Here is a 17,331-nt window from a genome sequence, read left to right as displayed (position 1 = left end):
ATAGGGGTGGGTGGGCGGGGTCTTTTGCCTTCTCTTTGTTCTACACACACATCCCCAACAGGGATTCTCACCGCCCATCAGACAGCGCCAACGCCCCCCAAAAAATATCTTCCAATCCACACGGACGGGAGCCGTCAGGGGTGACGACAGTGCCCTATACAGCCGCCCGGTCTGTGCGCAAATGGGATTCTCAAGGGGGCGCGCCCCTTGAGCCGCCGGAGGCCCTCTTCGTCCTCTCTTGGCGCAAAGATGCCTCCGGAATCGTCATTGCCTTGTCACGCGAGCGAAAGAGGGTGTAGGGTGCGTAGTGATATTCTGTGCTGCGCGCGGGGCTGTACAATGGCGCTAAAGGGCCATGCGGCCCAGCGGAAATGCGTGGCGGAATGTTGCGCACGCGGCGCAATTTAAAAAATGTAGTTTTGCATTTTTGTTTATTTCTTGCGCTTGAAAAGCGCTTAAAGAAACATTTTTGTTAAAATAAAAAATTTGCCATTCAGGCTGGTTCTTGCTATCCGCTTGTCTCACAAGGTTTTTCCACTCTTGGCCCGGCTCTTGTAATGGAAAGACCAGAACGACGACGATGAAGGCTTTTCGTCCTTTACACGAATACACATTCCCGGAGGGATACTCATGGAACAGGCCCCTGTCTTCAACTGCAAAAACGCCGATGACGTCCTGAAAGCTGTCCGCGACTACAACGTCAGCTTCATTCAGTTTTGGTTCATCGACACGCTTGGCACGCTCAAGAGCTTTCAGGTAACGCCCAGCGAGCTTGAGGCCGCCTTTGAAGAAGGCATGGGCTTTGACGGCTCCTCCATCCTCGGCTTTACCCGCATTGAGGAATCCGACATGGTCGCCATCCCGGACCCCACCACCTTCCAGATGGTCTCCTGGCGCCCCACGGACCGTCCTGTTGCCCGCATGTTCTGCGACATCAAACTGCCGGACATGACGCCCTACGAAAACGATCCCCGCCACGTGCTGCGCAAGGTCATCGCCAAGGCCGCCGAGAAGGGCTACACCTTCTACGTTGGCCCCGAGCTGGAGTTCTTCGTTTTCGGCAACTCCCGCAGCCCCGAGCTGATGGACGTGGGCGGCTACTTTGATGCACCGCCGCTCGACCTCGGCAACGACATCCGCCGCGAAATCATCTTCGCGCTGCAGAGCATGGGCATTCAGGTGGAATACTCTCACCACGAAGTCGCTCCCTCGCAGCACGAAATCGACCTGCGCTACAACGAAGGCCTCAAGATGGCCGACATCGCCACCACCTACCGCGTGGTGACCAAGGAAGTTGCACGCAAGCACGGCGCCTACGCCACCTTCATGCCCAAGCCCATCTTCGGTCAGAACGGCTCCGGCATGCACGTGCACCAGTCCCTGTTCAAGAACGGCCGCAACGTGTTCTTTGATCCCAAGGACCCCCACGGCCTTTCCGCCGAGTGCAAGTCCTACATCGCAGGCCTGCTGAAGCACGCCAAAGAATTCTGCTGCATCACCAACCAGTGGGTGAACTCCTACAAGCGCCTCGTGCCCGGCTACGAGGCCCCCGTGTACATCGCCTGGGCTCAGCGTAACCGCTCCGCCCTCATCCGCGTGCCCATGTACAAGCCCGGTAAGGAAGCAGCCACCCGCATCGAACTTCGCAACCCCGACCCGGCAGCCAACCCCTACCTCTGCTTTGCCGTCCAGCTTGCCGCTGGCCTGAAGGGCATTGAGGAAGGCTACGAGCTCGCCCCCGCCGTGGAGGAAAACATCTTCGCCTTCACCGAAGAAGATATGGATACCCACGGCATCGAAGCACTGCCCGGCGACCTCTACTCCGCAGCCAAGGAGCTGGAGAAGTCCGAGCTTATGAAGGAGACCCTCGGCGAATCCCTCCACAAGAACCTCGTGGAAAACAAACTCGCCGAGTGGGACGCCTACCGCACCCACGTCTCCGAATTCGAGATCAACAGGTACCTGCCAGTCCTGTAATCGATCATACCTCCATTACCCTCTTCGACGCACTGCACACCGAAAAGCCCCCTTCCCCAAAGGGGGCTTTTCACGTTGTACGGCCCCGCCAACAGCACGTTGGGACCCGAATTTTTTTGCTCCGCAGGCGTTCGGCCTTAGGTCGTTCGGCCTGTAAGGACCAAGGGCCTTAGAGATAAAGAGAGCCTCCGGCGGCTCAAGGGTGTGACACCCTTGAGAATCCCCAGGATTTTCGGGGCGGAAGCCGCCCCGAAAATAGGGGTGGGTGGGCGGGTTCTTCTGCCTTCTCTTTGTTCTTCACACCTCAAACAGGGATTCTCACCGCCCATCACTCGGCACCAAGCCCCCCCAAAAAAACTCTTCCCAACCACACGGACGAGAGCCGTCAGGGGTGACGACAGTACCTTACAAAGCCGCCCGGTCTGTGCGCAAATGGGATTTTTAAGGGCGGTAGCCCTTAAACCGCCGGAGGCAAATCTTCACCCTTCCCCTTCCTGCCCCCCACTCTCCCAACGTCACCCGCCCTCTCGCCACAAGAACAAAAAAGCCCCACCTCCCAAAAGGAAGGCGGGGCGTACTCATCATGAATGACGACCGGTCCGCATAGCGGACTGGCGAACTAGATGATCTTATTCAACGAGTATTCGATGATGCCTTTGGCACCGAGGTCGACGAGCTTGGGGATGAGGTCGCGAACGACGGACTCGTTGACGATGATTTCGACGGAGACCCAGTCCTTGTTCCAAAGGTTGGCCACGGTGGGCGCGGTGATGGCTGGGAGCTCGTCGAGGATGGCCGGAATGCGGTCTTCGGGCACGTTCATCTTGAGGCCGACCATGGACTCGGCGTCGAGGGCGCCGTGCAGGAGCATGTCGATCTGTTCGATCTTCTTGCGCTTAACGGGGTCCTTGAGGGCCTCGGGGTTGGCGATGAGCTGGGCGTTGGACTGCATAAGCTCGGCGATGATGCGCAGACCGTGGGCCTTGATGGTGGTCCCGGTTTCGGTGACTTCGACGACGGCGTCGGCGAGGCCTTCGACGACCTTGGCTTCGGTTGCGCCCCAGGAGTATTCGACCTGCACGGGAATTCCGGCGTTGTCGAAGTACTCACGGGTGAAGTTCATAAGCTCGGTGGCGATTTTTTTCCCGGCGAGGTCCTCGGGGCGCTTGTAGGGGGAGTCGCCGGCAACGGCGAGCACCCATCGCGCGGGGCGGTTGGACACTTTGGAGTAGACGAGGTCGGAGACGACTTCGACGTCCTTGTCGCACCCTGTTTCGTGGAGCCAATCGCGGCCGGTGAGGCCAAGGTCAAGGGTGCCGTCGGCCACATAGCGGGGAATTTCCTGAACGCGGCAGAGGTTGCATTTGAGGGCCTTGTCGTTGACGTCGGGAAAGTAGTTGCGGTGGTGCTGCCGGAGCTTCCAGCCTGCTCGGGCGAACAGGGAGATGGTTGCATCCTGAAGGGAGCCTTTGGGCAGTCCGAACTTGAGTACGGAACCGTTACCGTTGGTATTGTTGGCAGCCATTATTTGTAGACCTCCTTGGGGTCGAACACCACCGGGGAGCATTCGTTGATTTCGCCGTTTCGAAGTTCGCGGTAGAAGCAGGAGCGGTAGCCCTTGTGGCAGGCGGCGCCACCGAGCTGTTCGATGAGCAGGACAAGCGTGTCGTCGTCGCAGTCGATGCGGACGGACTTGACCTTTTGCACATGCCCACTGGTTCCGCCTTTATGCCAGAGGGTCTGGCGGCTGCGGCTCCAGTAGTGGGCTTCGCCGGTTTCGAGGGTCTTTTCCCATGCTTCCTTGTTCATGTAGGCGAGCATGAGGACCTCTCCGGTATCGGCGTCCTGTGCGATGGCGGGAATGAGGCCGCCTTGTTTGTCAAAGTCCGGTGCGAACATGTGAATCCTCGTCAATGCGTTTTTATGACTGGGTGTTGTGCTTTGCCTTGAGCTGACCGCACGCCGCCGCAATATCCTGCCCTTTGCTTTTGCGCAGGATGGCGACGATGCCTTTGTCCCAAAGGACTTTCTCGAAGGCGAGCACGTCGTCGTGGTCTGGCGCCTCGAAGGGCGCGCCGGGGGCGGCGTTGTAGGCGATAAGGTTCACCTTCGCCTTGCGTGCTCCCAGCAGTTTGGCCAGCTGCCGCGCGTGCTCCGGCCTGTCGTTCACGCCGCGCAGCAGAATGTATTCGTAGGTGACGCGTTCACGGGGCTTCAGGGGATAGGCGTCCAGCGTTGCCATAAGCTCATCCAGCGGAAGAGCCTTGGCCGCCTTGGGGAGCAGCTTTTCCCGAAGCTCCTGCGTCGGCGCATGCAGGGAGATGGCGAGCTGTGCCAGCTCACAATCCCCGAGCACCTCCAGTCCTTTAAGGATTCCAACACTTGAAACGGTGATGCGGCGTCGCGAGAAGCCAAGACCGTTTGCATCAGTCATGATTGTGAGGCTGGAGAGCACCTCCTGCACGTTGAGCAGGGGGTCTCCCATGCCCATGAAGACGATATTGCGCACGGGGGCGATTTCGTCTTCGTGCTCCGCTATGTAGTCCTGCGCAACGAGCACCTGAGCGAGAATTTCGCCCATGGTCATGTTGCGGGTAAAGCCCATCTGCCCGGTGCTGCAAAAGGTGCAGGCCATGGGGCAGCCCACTTGGCTGGAAAGACACTGGGTGGTGTGTCCTTCCTCGGGGATGATGACGGTTTCTATGAGTTCGCCATCGGCGAGGCGGAGCAGAAATTTTACGGTGCCGTCTTTGCTGACGGCGGTCTTTTCGCGTTCGGGGTACACCACGTCCGCGCACTCGGCCAACTTTTGGCGCAGGGCTTTGGAAAGGTTGGTCATCTCCGCAAAGTTGCGGGCACGCTTCTGCCAAAGCCACTGGAACACCTGAGCGGCCCGAAAGCGGGATTCGCCAAGCTGTTGCAGGAACGATTGCAGTTCCTCAAAGGTGAGGTCGAGCAGGTTCGTCTTTGTGTTCATTCTGTCTTCTTTATCCATGGCGCACGGCCTGCGGCGCGTGGTGTTCCCGGTCCTGCGCCCTGTGGCGGCAGAGACGAGAGGACGGTGCGGGCTGACACCACCCGCACCGTGCTGTTCTCATGCTGTATGGTAGCCCGGGGCGCGCGGCCCCGGGCGGTATGATTGTGCTAGGAGAGGTTCTCGCGTTCCTTGTAGCGGATGACGAACTCCACGGCGTCGGGCACGGAGGTGACGTCTCCGGCCACCTGCGCCTGCAGCAGCGCATCGCGGATGAGGCCGACGCTGGGGCCGGGCTGCATGCCGGTGAAGTCCATAATTTCGTTGCCGTTGAGGAGGGGCTCCAGCATCTCCTCGGGCGTTTCGGTCCGCTCCATCATCTTCATGTTGTGGTTGAACTCGGTGTAGTTGCCTTCTCTGGCCTTCACGGCGGCGCGCTCCATCTCGATGATGCGCTTGTGATCGGGAAGAACCATAAAGCGGCGGATACCCTTGTCCGTCAGCATGAAGCTGAAGCGCTTGTGGTAGCGCACAAGGTTGCAGATGAGGTCAATGTCCTCGGCGTCGAAGCGCAGGCGGTTCAGAATCTTTCTGGTGACCTGTGCGCCAACGCGGTGGTGCTGGAAGAAGTGCCACTTTCCGGCGAAGTATTCACCGGTGTAGAGCTTGCCCACGTCGTGGAACATGCAGGCGAGGGTGCCCTTCCAGTCGTAGGCGTTTTCCTCGGGGTAGTACTTCATGACCTTGAGCACGTGGTCGAACACGCTTTCCTCTTCGTCCTGCACCATGTGCGAGACGCGGGAGAGCGCGGCAACCTCGGGGATGAGGCCATGCAGCAGCTGGCAGTCGAAGAGCAGGCGCACGAAGAGGTGCATGTTCTCGGCTTCCACCTTGCGCCACTCGTCCATGATGTCGGACACGGACACATAGTCCAGAATACGGCGCACGCCACGGATGATGGCCAGCCACGTGTTCTTTTCAATGGGCAGGTGGTAGTTGGCGGCAAACCGCAGGGCGCGCACGCCGCGCAGATAGTCGCGCTTGAGGGTATCGTCGGCGAAACCGCTCAGGCACACTTCGCCGCTTTCGAAGTCCTTGAAGCCCATGAACGAGTCTTCCTGCTCCTCCGGCAGGTAGGGGCAGGCAAGGCTGGCGGGAAGCTCGTTGGTCTGCTCCAGATGCTTGAGCAGACGGGGCGTCATCCGCGCCACGCAGTCTTCGGGATACGCGCCGTCCTTGGCCTCGATGGGGTAGAAACGGAAGAGGATACCCTCTTCACGAAGCGCGGCAACGACTTTGGGCTCGTTGGTGTGCTCGATTTCCGGGAACAACTTGTCGAGGCCCCGGAAGTCGATATCCGTCATGATGTCCAGTTCAATATCGGTGCTGTCCCGCATGATCTCACGCTGAAGGCGCGCATTGACGACGTAGGCGTCATAGCCGTTTCGCATGATGGTCTTGCAGATTCCAACTGCGTCCTTGTACGGGTCGCTCATTTATCTCTCCGTTTAGCTAATGCACTCGGGCCGGTTCAAATCCGTGTGAAGGAAGGAACTATATGAAGCTCCTGCAGGAACGTCAAACGACACGGCGTCCTTCAACGTACAGAGCGGCGGTTCTGCCGAGCATTGTTTGGCCGGACAGGGGGGTATTCTTGCCCTTGGAGTGCATGGACCCCGGCGAAACCACCCAGAATTCCTCACGGTCGTACAGGACGAAGTCCGCGGGATCGCCGGGGGCAAAGGTGTTGACGGGCAGGCCAAAGGCCTTGGCCGGGGCCGTGGTCCACGCGCGGATGAGGTGGTCCATCTCAAGGATGCCCTTATCCACAAGCTGCATAGTGGCGCTCAGCGCGGTGTCAAAGCCGGAGATGCCGTTGGGAGCCTGCGAGAACGGTTCTTCCTTTTCATGGGTGGCGTGGGGGGCGTGGTCGGTGGCGAGCATGTCAATGACGCCATCGCGCAGCGCCTGACGCATCACCTCCACATGCTCGGCAGGCCGCAGGGGCGGATTCACCTTGGCGGCGGTGTCGTAGCCCTCCACGGCCTCCTCGGTAAACATCAAATAGTGCGGGCAGGTCTCGGCAGTGACGGGCACGCCGCGCTCCTTGGCCGCGCGGACCAGCTCCACGGACTCGCGGCAGCTGACGTGGGCGATGTGGATGGGCAGATTCAGATACTCGGCCAGCAGAATATCGCGCGCCACTTGCAGACTCTCGGCCACGGTGGGCTGGCCCTTGAGGCCAAGGCGCGCACTCATGACGCCCTCGTTGATGCCGGTGCCAAGGGCCATGTGCGGGTCTTCGCAGTGGTCAATGACGGTGAGGCCAAAGTCCGAGGCATACTCCACGGCGCGGCGGAACAGCTCGCTGTTCTCCACGGGCAGGCCATCGTTGGAGACGGCGCGGCACCCTGCGTCCCTCAGCTCGCCCATGGGCGCAAGCTCGCGGCCCTTCAGGCCCATGGTCAGGGCCCCGATGGGAAACAGACGCGGGCCACCCTGCGGAAACGCCGCGCGGGCCTTGTCCAGCATCTGCTCGGTGACGGCGGCGCAGTCGTTGACGGGGTCGGTGTTCGCCATGCACATCACGGTGCCAAAACCGCCGTGAGCCGCTGCGGTCAGGCCGGTGGCGACGGTTTCCTTCCACTCAAAGCCCGGCTCGCGCAGATGGGTGTGCACGTCGATAAGAGCGGGCAAAAGCTGCATACCTTTGGCGTCGACAATCTCTGCGTCCGCATACTCCTGCCCGCCAGCCGAAGGCCGAAGCTCCAGCACAACGCCGCCGGAGAGAAGCAGATCGTGAGATTCGCCGCGCCATGTGGCGTTCTGAATAACTGTATCGGGTTTGGACACGCTGGCCCCCTAGTCTTTGCGGGTTATGAGGAGAAAGAGCACGGCCATGCGGATGGCAACGCCGGACGCCACCTGATCGAGGATGAGACTGTCGGCCATATCCGCAATCTCGGAAGACAGCTCCATGCCCCGGTTGATGGGGCCGGGATGCAGAATCTTCGCGTGGGGCTTCATCAGTTCCACATGCCGCATGCCAAGGCCGTAGGTGCGGGCGTATTCGCGCAGGTCCGGCAGCAGGCCGTCCTGCTGGCGCTCCAACTGCAGGCGCAGGCACATCACGGCGTCCACACCGGTCACGGCCTCGTCCAGATTGGTGTAGACCTCGACGGGCCACGTTTCCATGCGCGGTGGCAGAAGCGTTCTGGGGCCGCACACGCGCACCTTGACGCCCAGCGTGGTGAGCAGGTGCACATTGGAGCGCGCCACCCGGCTGTGGGTGATGTCGCCAAGGATGAGCAGGGTCTTGCCCTCGAACTCGCCATTCCATGCGCGGCGCAGAGTGAAGGCGTCCAAAAGCGCCTGTGTGGGGTGGGCATGCCAGCCGTCACCGGCGTTGACCACCGCGCAATTGAGGCGCTCGGCGATGAATTTTGCCGCGCCGCTGCGCGAATCGCGCAGGACGATGGCGTCGGGATTCATGGACTGGAGGGTGAGGACGGTATCCTTGAGGGTTTCGCCCTTGGTCAGGCTGCTGGAGCTTTTGGCAAGGGAGAACGTATCCGCCGAAAGGCGCTTTCCGGCCACGTCAAAGGACGTCTTGGTCCGTGTGGACGGTTCCGCAAAAAAAAGAACCACGCTCTTGCCTTTGAGCGTGGGGACTTTCTTAACGGAACGGGTATTGATCTCCATAAAGGATTCGGCGGCGTCAAATATTCGGTTCGCCTCGTCCACGGAGAGTATGTCGACATCGAGCAGGTCTTTATATGGCCACTTCATCAGGTCCCTCGCATTATGGTGAGGACCGGGATGCCGTCCCGGTCAGAAATCATTAGGTCATCCGTCCGGGAGTATCCTCTACCTCGACTGGGCTCCGGTTTCAAGAAAAAGCCGCGCCAAAACCGCACGCGAATGCAGATCGCAGCCAAACACGCCCAAAACGCGGCGCTTTTTCCTCTGCCACACCAAAGGGCGCGCCGCGCCGTCTGTGTGCCCTCGCGCCGGGCGGCCGCAGAACGCGATGCGCGGCACAATGTTCAGAACTTTGCTCTTTATTTTGGATAGATAGCTACAAAAGGAACATTTGGAACATATGAAGGCCAAGCCACGCGCCACCGACACAGAAGCGCCGGAAGACGTTGCGAACCCGGCGGGTCTTCGGGTATGAGGTCCACTGGATAGCCACACCTGACCCCATACGGAGCGCCCATGTCCCTTCGCCGTCTTGTTCTGCCCTGCATCGCCGCTGCGATGTGCGCCCTTGTGCTCACCGCCTGCGGCAAGAGCCGCCTTCCTGACGCCTCTCCCCTGCCCCGCACCGAACGGCAGAGCTCAGCCTCGCACGGGCACAAGGCCGGACCATCCCCCAAGGGCACCTTCCGTCCCTACATTGTGGCGGGCAAGCGCTACCATCCGCTGGCCAAGGCCGACGGCTTCCGCCAAGAGGGGCTTGCCTCGTGGTACGGCAAAAAATTTCACGGCAGAAAGACGTCCAACGGCGAACGCTACAACATGTATGACATGACCTGCGCGCACAAGATTCTGCCCATGAACACCGTGGTACGGGTGACGAACAAGGATAACGGCAAGAGCGCGGTGTTCCGCGTGAACGATCGGGGACCGTTCGTCCAGAACCGCATTGTGGACCTGTCCTACACAGGGGCAAGGCGCCTTGGGGTGGTGAAGCCGGGCACGGCTCCGGTTGTTCTGGAAGCCATAGGCATGGCAGGAGACAGCACCATTTCCGTCTCACGCTCGGTGGCGACGGGGCGCTATTACATTCAGGTGGGGTCGTTTACGGTACGCAGCAACGCGGAGCGCCTGCGCGCGGCCCTCAAAGACAGGGGCTACACGCAAAGCCGCATCCAGCGCGCCGAGATAGGCGGCCAGACGTACTGGCGCGTACAGGCAGGCGTGTTTGCGGGCATGGACAAGGCGAAACTCGCCCATGCCCGCCTAAAAAGCCGGTATCCCGGGAGCTTTGTGCTTACGGATTAAGCTCAGCGCGAAACTTCCGGGAAAGCCTGAACACCACGACCTTGCGCGGCGGCAGAACAATGGTCTCGTCCGTCTGCGGATTACGGCCCTTGCGGGCCTTCTTGTCGTAGGCCTCGAACTTGCCAAATCCGCTGATAAGCAGCGAATGGTCACGTTTGACGGCCTGCTTCATGATCTCCAGCAGGGATTCGACGTGGCCTTTGACTTCCGCTCTGTTTCTGTCGACCTTCTCGTAAATGCTGTCGACGATGTCGGCTTTGGTCAGCGTCTTGCCCATGTGGTCCTCCTCAGTTCCCCCGGTTTTTGATCGTTGTGTATGAATCATCCGGAACGGCCGGATAATCGCAACAGAGTACAATAGTGGCGTGAGCAGCGTGGATGGTACCCGGCGTCGGGTACGGTGGCGCCTTCGTGGTCTGCCCGTTCCTCTTGGCGGCCGCCGGACGATTGCGTACGGGCCGAGAGTTCAAGAAGCCGGGGGGACAAGCAGAACCTTTGGCGTTTACCCCACTGCACCTTGGCGGTGCGTCCACGGGTTGCCGGTGCTCACTGTACTGTCCATTTTCGATTTAAGCTCGAGTGCAGCATGAATTTCAGGCTGAGGCCCCGCAGGGCGGTGCCTCGTGAGAAGTCGTGGAGAATACGCGTCGAGCGTAATACAATTTTTACATAACCTTTTTGATTATATCAAGTATTTTTGCTGGACTGCCCCTTTATGTCACACAGAACAGCGCCACCCTTCAGTCACCCGGCTCCGCAGGCCTCCCGGACCAGAATTTGGCCAGTATTCCTGCCCTTTGCCGGATGTCCGTTCCGCTGCACCTACTGCGCGCAAAACACCCTGACGGGCCAGGCGCAGAGTCCACTACACACACTATACGACAATCTCGCGGCTGGACTCAACCGGGCATTGAAAAAAAAGACAAAATCTCTGGAACTGGCGTTCTTCGGCGGCACTTTCACTGCCCTGCCGGAGCCATGGCCTGAGCGCTTTCTTGGCCTTGCGCGGGAGTTCCGAGACGCCGGGCTGATTACGCGCGTGCGCTGCTCCACCCGCCCGGACTGCATCACGAAGTCCATGCTCGCCCGGCTCAAGGGCCTAGGGCTGGACATGGTGGAGCTTGGCATCCAGAGCTTTGACGCCGCCTCCCTAGCCGCCTCACAGCGCGGGTACACCCCGCAGGTGGCCCAAAGCGCCTGCCGCATGGTCACAGACGCCGGGCTCGCCCTTGGCGTACAGCTTATGCCCGGCCTGCCGGGCAACACGCCGGACGCCTTTGCCCGCGACATTGACGCGGCCTGCGCCCTGCGCCCGGAAGTGGCGCGGCTGTACCCGTGCGTTGTGCTGCGGGATACGCCCCTTGCCGCCACGTGGCGTGACGGGGGCTACGCGCCGTGGCCGCTGGAGACCACTGTCGCCGCCCTTGGCGCGGGCCTGCTGCGGCTGTGGGAGCACGGCGTGCATGTTATCCGCATCGGCCTTGCGCCCGAGCACGACCTGCATTCCGCCATCCTTGACGGGCCATGGCACCCGGCCATGGGGCAACTGGTGCGCTCCGAGGCGCTCTTTCACGCCATTGCCGCCCGCGTAGCGGCCATGACGCCCCCGCCAAACCGCCTCACGTGCCCGGAGCGCTTCCGTAGCGACCTTCTTGGACACAAGGGCCGCATGACGGAGCGCTACGCCGCCATAGGCTTGCCGCGCGCGGCCATCACCTTCCACGGGGGCGACACCTTCTGCCTTTCGTCTGCCACCTCCCCCGCCGCATAAGAAACAGCCCCCGTCCACTCTGGGTGAACGGGGGCTCATCACAAATCGTTGTCGCCCTTCTCTGCTGGACGCGGCTTTCCAATCACAAGAGACACGCGCGGCGCAGGAACGAAGTCCGCCTGACAAAGCGCGTTTTCTCTACGCGGCAGGTCAATGTGCTCAAATACGCCCTCGGGGAGCGCTTTGCGTCAGCTTCTGCGCCGCGTGCCTGTGGGCGCCTCCAGATGGGTCACGCCCTCGGCCACAATGCGCACAGGGCCATCAATCCACGCCAGACTTGGCGCGCCCTGTCCGTCCAGCAGGACCATGGCCGTGATGGTGCTGCCGCTGGGCTGACGCGCCCGCAGCTGGGACGCGCCGCGCTCACGCGCCATAAGCAGAGCCAGCGCCACCGTGCCCGATCCGCACGCGGTTTCCACGTGCGTTGTTGCCGTCTCGCGCACCCAGACCACGGGGGTAATGGCGTAGTCGTCCTCCACCGCTGAATACCACACGCACCCCACCGCCGGACCGTCCAGCCCTAGGGCCTCGCGGTAGGACGCGCACGCCGCCACCGGGTCCTCGGGAAAGGGGTGCACCGCCGCGTCAAGAAGCACATGGGAAATGCCATCCAGATGCACCACGGCGCAGCCCTCGGCGTGGCTGTGCAGGCAATCGCTTATGCCCTCAAGGGGCATCTCCACCGCCGCCGTGCCCAGCGCCGTATCCACGCGCACCTCAAGGGGCGCGTCCACGCCGGACACGCCAAGGGTGCCCGTAGCCTCGTCCGCATGGACGCTAAAGGCCGGGTGGCCCTGCCGCACCAGCAGATAGGCCGCGCTGCGCGCGGCGTTGCCGCAAAATTCGCCGCCCATCATCTCAAGATGCGGCTCACTGCCGCAGGACAAATAGCCCACCTGCTCCGCACCCAGATGAAGCGGGTCCATAAGGCGCGCGGCAAGCTCCGCGCGCTCACGCGCGGTCATCTCGGGCGGGTCGAGGAGAAGAATGGTGGTGTTGCCACCGGGACTGACTTTGACGAAGCGGTACGAAGATGCGGTCATGGCGGCATGTGGCGGGGTTTACAGAAGCCGTGAGAACCAGCCGGGCTGCGCGGCAAGGCAGGCCAACGCGTCGGCAAGGGCGGCTTCCGTGTGGGGTTCAAAGGTCACGCCAGGGCGCAGGTCCTGCCGCTCCAGCGCGGCAAACAGCCGGTCAAAAGGAATCTTTCCGCGCCCGATGCCACTGTGCTGGTCGCCGGAACCGTCGTTGTCGTGCAGGTGCATGTGACGGATATGCGGCCCCAAAACGTCCAGCCAGTGTTCAAGGTCATCCTGCGCCGCGCCGCCGCCAAAGCTGTGCCAGTGCCCAACATCGAAGCACACGCCCACTTTGGGGTGGTCTATGGCGCGAACAAGGGCGGCAAGGGTGTCCGGAGCGCTTTCAAAAACATTCTCAAGGCACAACGTGGGATGCTCCGGCCATGTGGCGAGGGTCGTCCGCCACGTCTCCACAGAGTGCTCCAGCCATGCCTCGTATAGCCCGTTGTAGAGCCGCGTGGAGTACATGGCATGCCCCACCATATGCCGGGGAGCATACAGGGCGGCAATCTCCAGCGCCTGCGCAAGGCGCGTGCGCGTGGCCCCGGCAATAAGCGCGTCCGGACTGCCGGGATGCAAATCATGAAACGGCAGGTGCACGCCGCAGGTCAACCCGGCATCGCGCAGGCGCGCGGCGGTCTGCCTGTGCCACGACATGGGCAGCGTTTCAATGGCCACCGCGTCAATGCCCAGCTCCGGATGCAGGCCCTTGTCCAAGAACAAGGCCACATACCGCTCATCCGCCGCCGCATAGGACAGGGGCAAATTGACGTAAAACGGCATTACGGCATGGCTCCCAAAAGGTTCACGGCCTGCAGGGACGGCACATCCCCAAGCAAGGTCATGTGCCCCACCTCGCGGAAGGTGGTGGCCTGCCGCAAGGTCAGGGTCAGGCTCTGCCCGCGTACAAGGGACACGCGGCCATTCCACGGCACGCGCTCCTCATCCACGGTGGCGACGAGCTTGTCGCGCTTGCCATTGCTCCAGATGTCCGTGAGCTCGTAATTGCCTGCGGGAAGGCGCATCAGGTTGCCGGGGTGCCACGGCACCAGATGCCTGCGGCCATCGTTCCCGCGCAAGACCACGGCGTTGATGCGCCGGGGGCGGATATTCAGGTAAAATTCCGTCCGCTTTTTGCCTTCGGTCTCGCGCACCACGCGGCAACGCGTCAGGCCGTCTGCATGCTCCACAAAGCGGCCAAGAAAAATGTCCGGGTCGAGGATGATTTCCTGCCCCATATCCTGCCCGCTGTTGTAGCCGCGCTGGGAGACATAGCCCTTGAAATTGAGCACCTCTTCCTTGGGCGGACGCACGCCGTCCCACACGCCTTCAATGACAAACTGGTCCCCGTCCACCGTCTCCAGCGTTTCGCCCGCCGGAACAAAGTGCAGCTTCTTATTCAGCCAGCACACAAACAGCGTCCGTCCCGGGCGCGGAGGCGCGCCGCGCCCGGCAATGGCGGCGGCATCCGGGCACGCCACCGTGACCTCACTCAGGCGCTTGCCGTCGGCGCGCACATCCAGCGAGGAAATAGGGGTCAACGCAAGGCGCGGGGTCTCAAGGATGTTCACGCCCGGACGGTCCGAGGCAAACACCGCCGGAGCGGGCTCCCACTCGGGGTTGTCGTCCGCCGGGGCCGGTTCGGCCTCAATGCGCGAGCCCTGCGGCACCGTCAGCGTCAGGGTGCGGCCGGGCACGACCTTGCGGCCGTTGACCTTCACAAGCCCCGCTTTGCGCGCGTAGCGGTCAATTTCCGCTTCGGTGACGCGCGGCAGGGTCATGTGCACGCCATACTGCTCCAGCACCAGCGACGTGGCCCGAAGCTGTTGGATAACCTTCCACCCCACCTGAATGATGTCCTTGCTGACCTCAATGGCCAGCGCAGGGATGCCCACGTCCTTGAGGGCGTGGTAGGTCAGCGACTTGCGCTGCTCCGGGTGGGTGGTGTTGTTGGCGAAGGTGTTCGTGTTGAACAGCGTAAAGCGGTAATCCGGCACGATGGTGGCGTTGAGTTCCGTCAGAACGGTATTGGCTACCTTGGCAAGATTGATGCGGTTCTGAAACACCGGGGTGTCGATGATGATGGACTGCCCGTAGCGCTTGGGATTGCGCAGGACGTCTTCGTAGGTGGGGCGGTAGAATCCCGACCCTTCGTGCAGGTGAATCAGCGCGTCAGAGCGCGAGAGCAGATAGCGGATAACCCGCGCGAGGCGGTCTTCGTAGAAGGTGTTGTAGTCTTTGTCGAAGCGCCGGTTCAGGTCCACGTTGATTTGACGTTTGCGCACGTGCACCGTGGGCACGTTGGCCCGGGGCACAATGAGCAGCGTGCCGTTATCAACCTTGGCGCGGGTCAGGATTTGCGCGGTTAGATAGCCCGCGGCTTCGTCGCCCTGAATGCCGCCCTGCACCATCACCGTGGGGCCGGGGGCCTTGCCGCGCAGGATGTGCACGGTCAGCGGGTACTGCGTCCCGCTAAAAAAAGTATGCGACTCGGCATGCGCCAGCGCGGCGCACACCACAACAAGCAGCAGACTAAGAACGAATGTACGACAGCGGATACGTCTCACTGAACAGCGTCTGCCCCGACGAATTCTTGATGCTCAGGCGAATGCCGAACACCTTTGCCATCGAGGTCTTGCCCGGAATGTTAAAGGCGGTCTGAATTTTCTTAAACCGCTGAATCTGGAATTCCAGATCGTCCTTATTCACCTTGGGGCGCAGTTCGTTGCCGTCCGTGGTCAGCAGCGACACCCCCACCACGCCCGAAATGGACCCGGAGGATATGAGGTTGTTCAGGTTGAAGGAAATCCTGATTTTGCTTCCGGCAACCTTGGCCTGCAGGTTGTCCACGCCCACCTGCTGCAGGTCCACTCGCTTAAAGAGTCGGCGCAGGTCAACCGGGGGCTTGGCAGGCTTGGGCGGCGTTTTTTCGCCGGAAGACACCGTGCCCAGCAGCGCCTGCAACTCTTCGGGATCGTTGGACTTGAGGATGCTGTCGATGTTCTGCAGCCGCTCCAGTTCAATGCGTGCGTCGCGCAGTTCGCGCTGGGTGGAGGCCAGCTGCTCCTTAAGGTCGGCATTCTCGGTCCAGAAGGTGAATCCGGCCCAGCCGCCAGCCGCGGCCACCACGCACAATATGAGCAGCAGATAGACAAAGGTCTTCAGCCACAGCGGACTCAGGCGATAGCGCCGCACGGGACTGTTGTCCCGCATCATCAGCACATTGTACTTGGCGTTGCTCATTTACAGATGTCTCCAGTCTTCACGGACAATCTTCCAACCGCCAGCAAAGGGGGCAAAGACGAGGGTCTTGCGGCCATAGTCGCTGTAGCCGCTGGTGGCGGCGTAATCCTGACGGAAGGTGACGGCAATGCCGTCCGCGGCGATGGCGTAGCGGACATCCTCCAGCGCAACGCGCTCGGGCGCGGAGCGGGACCAGACGTCCTTCTTGTGCTGGACAATGGCGCGCAGACCGGCGCGGCCGTCCTGCGTGGCGTCTTCGTCGTAGAACGCGCGGTAGGCGTCAAGATCGCCCTTTTCCCACGCGGCCCGCCATGCGTCCACAAGGGGCTCCACCGCCTTGCGGGAGTCGGCAAGGTAAGCGTCGTTGAGGGTGGTGGGCGTGCGGAGCCATTCGCGGCCCACAATGCGCAGGTCACCAGCCTCGTCATACTGCCAGTACAGGCGCTTTATGCCCTCCGTCACCACGGTGGGCGTACGGTAATACTGGCGGAAATAGGTCACCCAGTAGTCCGGTCCGGGCAGCACGCGGATGTCGTCCACCATCACCCGAATCCACGGATAGGTGGCAAACAGGCGCTCCTTGCGGCTTTTGAAGGCGGCAAAGTTCTTGCCCTGCGACCTCGTAAAGCGCTCCGGGTGATAGAACGCGAAAAAGGCGTCGGACTTCGTCTCCCACGCATGCGCCCAGCCCCGCACCTTGCCCACAAGGGCGTCAATGGTCTGATCCATTTCGGACGGCGTGGTGGGCATGCCCTCGCTCACGCGCATGGTGGTGGTGATGGCCACAGGCAGCCCCGGCGCAATCTCGTCCTGCACGGTGTGCAGGTCCGAGTCGGACAGGGCCACACAGCCCTGCGTGTCGCGCGGGGTCAGCGGCTTGCCGCGTCCATGGATCCAAATGCCATAGCCCGTTTTGCCCTTGAGCTTATCCACAGGGTTCGGGAAATTGAGCGTAAACGCTTGGTCCCCGTACAATTCGTAGTTCAGGCCACCTTGCAGGTGGCGCTCCACGAAATAGATGCCCTCCGGGGTGCGCAGGTCGCCCTGACGCAGTTTGTCCCCTTTGCGCTGGCCCGTGGTGCACGGCAGGTTGCGCACCTGCCGCAGCGGGCTGTGCTGCGTATACACAAAGAATTTCTGCGCCGTCTTGTCGATGGCCAAAAACTTCTGGGGCAAATTGGGATGACTATCCAGAGTGGCGTTCCACCCGGAGGCCCAGGACGTACCAACCATGCACAGGATGGTCGCGAGTGTGATGATGCTGATGCGTCGGTTCACTA

Annotated in this window: 15 protein-coding genes; 3 read left to right on the top strand and 12 right to left on the bottom strand. The window is 61.6% G+C overall.

Going from position 1 to position 17,331, the window contains the following annotated elements; translation table 11 throughout:
• Window positions 1-630 precede the first annotated feature (630 nt).
• Window positions 631-1,977: a glutamine synthetase family protein gene (locus ACYQ2T_RS09730; RefSeq protein ID WP_404843995.1), complete on the top strand. Its 1,347-nt coding sequence runs from the start codon at window positions 631-633 to the stop codon at window positions 1,975-1,977.
• A 619-nt stretch (window positions 1,978-2,596) separates the two neighbouring features.
• Here the strand turns inward: ACYQ2T_RS09730 and hisG are convergent.
• The 6 genes from hisG to ACYQ2T_RS09700 all read right to left on the bottom strand — a co-directional run bounded on the left by hisG (window position 2,597) and on the right by ACYQ2T_RS09700 (window position 8,740).
• Window positions 2,597-3,502, bottom strand: coding sequence for an ATP phosphoribosyltransferase (hisG, locus tag ACYQ2T_RS09725; protein WP_459900232.1), 906 nt, complete (start codon window positions 3,500-3,502; stop codon window positions 2,597-2,599).
• Entirely contained in the window at window positions 3,502-3,891 is a 390-nt protein-coding gene (gene hisI / locus ACYQ2T_RS09720; protein ID WP_459900230.1) for a phosphoribosyl-AMP cyclohydrolase, read from the bottom strand. The genes hisG and hisI overlap by 1 nt, the downstream gene beginning before the upstream one ends.
• Before the next feature lie 7 nt (window positions 3,892-3,898).
• Window positions 3,899-4,954 (bottom strand): dual-specificity RNA methyltransferase RlmN, encoded by a 1,056-nt coding sequence (gene rlmN / locus ACYQ2T_RS09715; protein ID WP_459900228.1) that lies wholly within the window; start codon window positions 4,952-4,954, stop codon window positions 3,899-3,901.
• 167 nt (window positions 4,955-5,121) lie between these two features.
• On the bottom strand, window positions 5,122-6,447 hold the full coding sequence (locus ACYQ2T_RS09710) for an HD domain-containing protein (protein WP_459900227.1): 1,326 nt from the start codon (window positions 6,445-6,447) through the stop codon (window positions 5,122-5,124).
• Between the two features lie 82 nt (window positions 6,448-6,529).
• On the bottom strand, window positions 6,530-7,804 hold the full coding sequence (locus ACYQ2T_RS09705) for a dihydroorotase (protein ID WP_459900226.1): 1,275 nt from the start codon (window positions 7,802-7,804) through the stop codon (window positions 6,530-6,532).
• A 9-nt stretch (window positions 7,805-7,813) separates the two neighbouring features.
• The gene (locus ACYQ2T_RS09700) at window positions 7,814-8,740 is read right to left on the bottom strand and encodes an aspartate carbamoyltransferase catalytic subunit (RefSeq protein ID WP_459900225.1); all 927 of its coding nucleotides are present in this window, start codon (window positions 8,738-8,740) and stop codon (window positions 7,814-7,816) included.
• A gap of 429 nt (window positions 8,741-9,169) precedes the next feature.
• On the opposite strand from ACYQ2T_RS09700, the gene ACYQ2T_RS09695 reads away from it, so the two are divergent.
• Window positions 9,170-9,958, top strand: a complete 789-nt coding sequence (locus ACYQ2T_RS09695) for a septal ring lytic transglycosylase RlpA family protein (RefSeq protein WP_459900223.1) — start codon at window positions 9,170-9,172, stop codon at window positions 9,956-9,958.
• Here the strand turns inward: ACYQ2T_RS09695 and ACYQ2T_RS09690 are convergent.
• Window positions 9,948-10,235, bottom strand: a complete 288-nt coding sequence (locus ACYQ2T_RS09690) for an integration host factor subunit alpha (RefSeq protein WP_404844003.1) — start codon at window positions 10,233-10,235, stop codon at window positions 9,948-9,950. The two genes, ACYQ2T_RS09695 and ACYQ2T_RS09690, sit on opposite strands and share 11 nt — an antisense overlap.
• A 438-nt stretch (window positions 10,236-10,673) precedes the next feature.
• Between ACYQ2T_RS09690 and ACYQ2T_RS09685 the strand changes: the two genes are divergently transcribed.
• On the top strand, window positions 10,674-11,729 hold the full coding sequence (locus tag ACYQ2T_RS09685; protein ID WP_459900222.1) for an elongator complex protein 3: 1,056 nt from the start codon (window positions 10,674-10,676) through the stop codon (window positions 11,727-11,729).
• 188 nt (window positions 11,730-11,917) lie between these two features.
• Here the strand turns inward: ACYQ2T_RS09685 and ACYQ2T_RS09680 are convergent, their stop codons facing one another.
• The 5 genes from ACYQ2T_RS09680 to ACYQ2T_RS09660 are packed head-to-tail and all read right to left on the bottom strand — an operon-like array spanning window position 11,918 to window position 17,329.
• The gene (locus tag ACYQ2T_RS09680; RefSeq protein WP_459900220.1) at window positions 11,918-12,772 is read right to left on the bottom strand and encodes a histidine racemase CntK family protein; all 855 of its coding nucleotides are present in this window, start codon (window positions 12,770-12,772) and stop codon (window positions 11,918-11,920) included.
• 18 nt (window positions 12,773-12,790) lie between these two features.
• Window positions 12,791-13,591, bottom strand: coding sequence for a sugar phosphate isomerase/epimerase family protein (locus ACYQ2T_RS09675; RefSeq protein WP_459900219.1), 801 nt, complete (start codon window positions 13,589-13,591; stop codon window positions 12,791-12,793).
• A complete protein-coding gene (locus ACYQ2T_RS09670; RefSeq protein WP_459900217.1) occupies window positions 13,591-15,375 on the bottom strand; it encodes a M99 family carboxypeptidase catalytic domain-containing protein in 1,785 nt (594 codons plus the stop codon). Before ACYQ2T_RS09670 ends, ACYQ2T_RS09675 begins: the two co-directional genes overlap by 1 nt.
• On the bottom strand, window positions 15,341-16,051 hold the full coding sequence (locus ACYQ2T_RS09665) for a hypothetical protein (protein WP_404844008.1): 711 nt from the start codon (window positions 16,049-16,051) through the stop codon (window positions 15,341-15,343). The genes ACYQ2T_RS09670 and ACYQ2T_RS09665 overlap by 35 nt, the downstream gene beginning before the upstream one ends.
• Window positions 16,052-17,329 (bottom strand): L,D-transpeptidase family protein, encoded by a 1,278-nt coding sequence (locus ACYQ2T_RS09660; protein ID WP_459900215.1) that lies wholly within the window; start codon window positions 17,327-17,329, stop codon window positions 16,052-16,054.
• Window positions 17,330-17,331 lie beyond the last annotated feature (2 nt).

The sequence above is a fragment of the Desulfobaculum senezii genome (genome assembly GCF_054657395.1).
Note: the sequence above shows the minus strand (reverse complement) of the source record. Positions and strands in the feature narration are given on the sequence as shown.